This window comes from Acinetobacter sp. V2 (genome assembly GCF_001188385.1).
Lineage (GTDB): Bacteria > Pseudomonadota > Gammaproteobacteria > Pseudomonadales > Moraxellaceae > Acinetobacter > Acinetobacter oleivorans.
The window spans coordinates 188981-191700 of sequence record NZ_JZFB01000002.1 but is presented as its reverse complement, the minus strand read 5'-3'; the positions used below and the strand labels follow the sequence as shown (position 1 = coordinate 191700).

Here is a 2720-nt window from a genome sequence, read left to right as displayed (position 1 = left end):
AAAGGGCGATGTCCTAGGCCTCTAGACGATAGGGACGTTTCAGAGGTGGGCGTATATTAGGTCGATTTAATAAAAGTGTCAAATAGTTTTCTGAAGAAATATTAAAAAAAACAGTCAACCGATTAAAAATAACTCTAATTGTAGAAAATATATACATTTATCCTTCATTTTTCTGAAAAGGCTCAATAATTGCCTTTATAACAGACGGATGTTGTAGATAACCTAAAATCTCATGCGGCTGGTTGGCAAAGGTATAAATTTTCTGATTAATAATTGGAGGATCAAAATTAAATGGGGCCTCACATAGGGGAAATGCGGTTAGAAAATCGTCTTGAGAGTAAAAATTAAACCAATCACCGTGAATACATGATGGCCTGACAATTGGAATCGGAAGCTTACTTTGAATCACGCGAAAAGATAAAGGAGAGGCTAACGTTATAAATCGTTTAATTGAGAACCGATATGCAGGATTTGAAAGAAGGTTAAAGGCAATAACTGAGCCGAGAGAATGTGCAACGACAATATAATCTTCATCTTCTCGCATTTTCTTTAAAATCCGTTCATTTACTTCCTCCATAAATTCAGGATTAGATAAGTACATATAAGTCTCAATTAGAAACTGTTGTATCAAGCTCTCATGTAATTTAGGGAAGTTATTTAACAGAACAACCAACTCTTTGAGTACGCGGTCTTTTACGAGCTGAGAGGTCAGATAGATTCGTTCTGAAAAGCTTTTTTCAGCGGAGTCAGTTGCTGGTAGCAATAAAGGAACAAATGGAGTGTGCTCTTTAGCAGGAGGATTATGGTGATGTAAATGAATGGGTAAATAATTATTTAAAAATGACTTAGGTAATAACGTATTTAGGTCTAGTTGATTGCTTAATCGATATTTAGTCATTAGGTCGCCATAAAATGGCATATGAATATGAAGATCGCGCACGTTAACTTTGCAAGGCATCTGTTTTAGGCCAAGCTTAAATACTTTTAGCCAATGCTCTTTCAAGCGATGAGCAGTGTAATTCTGTTGATTCATCCCGTGGATAAATATAATTTTCATTCTATACAAGGAATTGTTTTTAATATAAATTTTAATCTACAACGGTACGTTATATAAAACCAGTATGTAGGCAAAAAAAAGTGTAGCTTTTTGCTACACTTTAATTTAATCAAAGCGATTTAGGCTTTATTGCGGTAAAAAATAAAATAGCTGACATAACATAAAGCTGTAAAAATAAGACAGCCCACAAAACCAGCGCGCATTTCAGGGTCTGCAGCCATACTTAAGCAAGTAATAAAACAGAAAATAAAACCTAAAATTGGAACGATAGGGAATAAGGGAGCGGCATATTGTAAGTCTTTAACCGTATGGCCAGATTTGTACCATTGGCGGCGGAAATTGAACTGACTTAAACAAATGCTCATCCAGACAATAACCATGGTAAAAGCAGCTACACCGAGTAGATTCTTAAAAATAGTTTCTGGTGCAAATTGCTCTGATAACAAACCGGGAATTGCTCCAAACATTGTTACAACTAGGGCAACAATAGGTGTCCCACTTCTTGAAAGTTTAGAAAATACGCTAGGTAATAATTTTTGTTCTGACAGTGACCACATCATACGTGAAGCAGCGTAAAGTCCTGAGTTTGCTGCCGAAAGCAGAGCTGTAATAATTACAAATCGAATAATGTCATCCGCATATGGAATGCCAATATAATTAAATACAGTAACAAAAGGACTGCTACTTACGCTTTCACCGCCTAAACCTGCAAGCTGGAAGGGAAGCAAAGCGCTAATAACAATAATGGTACCCACAAAGAAAATAAGAAGACGCCAAATCGCGGCATTAATTGCTTTGGGTACATTCTGAGCTGGATCTTTGGTTTCACCTGCTGCTACGCCAATTAATTCTGTGCCTGAGAAAGCAAAGTTAACAATCAGCATGGTGGTGAAAATAGGAATTAAACCATGTGGGAACCAGCCTTGCGCTGTAAGGTTGCTAAATAGCGGTGCAGTTTGGCTGCCATGAAAAGGAATTAAACCAAAAATTGCTAGTAGGCCGAGCACAATAAAAGCAATCACGGTAATGACTTTAACAAGAGCGAGCCAAAACTCAGACTCAGCAAAAATGCGAGTTGAACTAATATTTAAGCCAAAAATAGTGATTGCAAAAACAATTGTCCAGATCCACATTGAAATATGTGGGAACCATTCCTGCATGAGTAATGCCGCAGCTGTGAACTCAGTTCCAAGCGTTGCAGTCCAGGTCAGCCAGTACATCCAAGAAATCATATAGCCAGTACTAGGACTAATATATTTTTTGGCATAAGCACCAAAAGAGCCTGAAACAGGCATGTGTACAGCAAGCTCTCCTAGGCAAAGCATGACCATATAAGCGATCGCACCACCAAGTATATAGGCAATAATTGCGCCAATAGCTCCAGTTTGTGAAATGACTTCCCCTGAACCTAAAAAGAGACCAGTTCCGATAGCTCCGCCTAGTGATAACATCACAAGATGGCGAGTACTCATGGCTCTTTTTAAAGGTGCAGTACTGTTCTGATGCTGATGAGCATCTAGTTGATTGTCAGATGGCTGCATATTACACATTGAGAGAATTAAGAAAGACGCTATTTTAGATAAAATAGACAAATGTGCAATCTAGAAAGAGATAAAGAATAAACAGTAAGGTGACGATAGAGTCTTTTTATAATTTTTAAAGC

General features: G+C 37.6%; 2 protein-coding genes. Both read right to left on the bottom strand.

Going from position 1 to position 2720, the window contains the following annotated elements:
• Positions 1-157 precede the first annotated feature (157 nt).
• Positions 158-1057, bottom strand: coding sequence for a hypothetical protein (locus UC75_RS09705; RefSeq protein WP_107880548.1), 900 nt, complete (start codon positions 1055-1057; stop codon positions 158-160).
• Positions 1058-1176: 119 nt separating this feature from the next.
• Positions 1177-2598 (bottom strand): amino acid permease, encoded by a 1422-nt coding sequence (locus UC75_RS09700; protein WP_005300929.1) that lies wholly within the window; start codon positions 2596-2598, stop codon positions 1177-1179.
• Positions 2599-2720 lie beyond the last annotated feature (122 nt).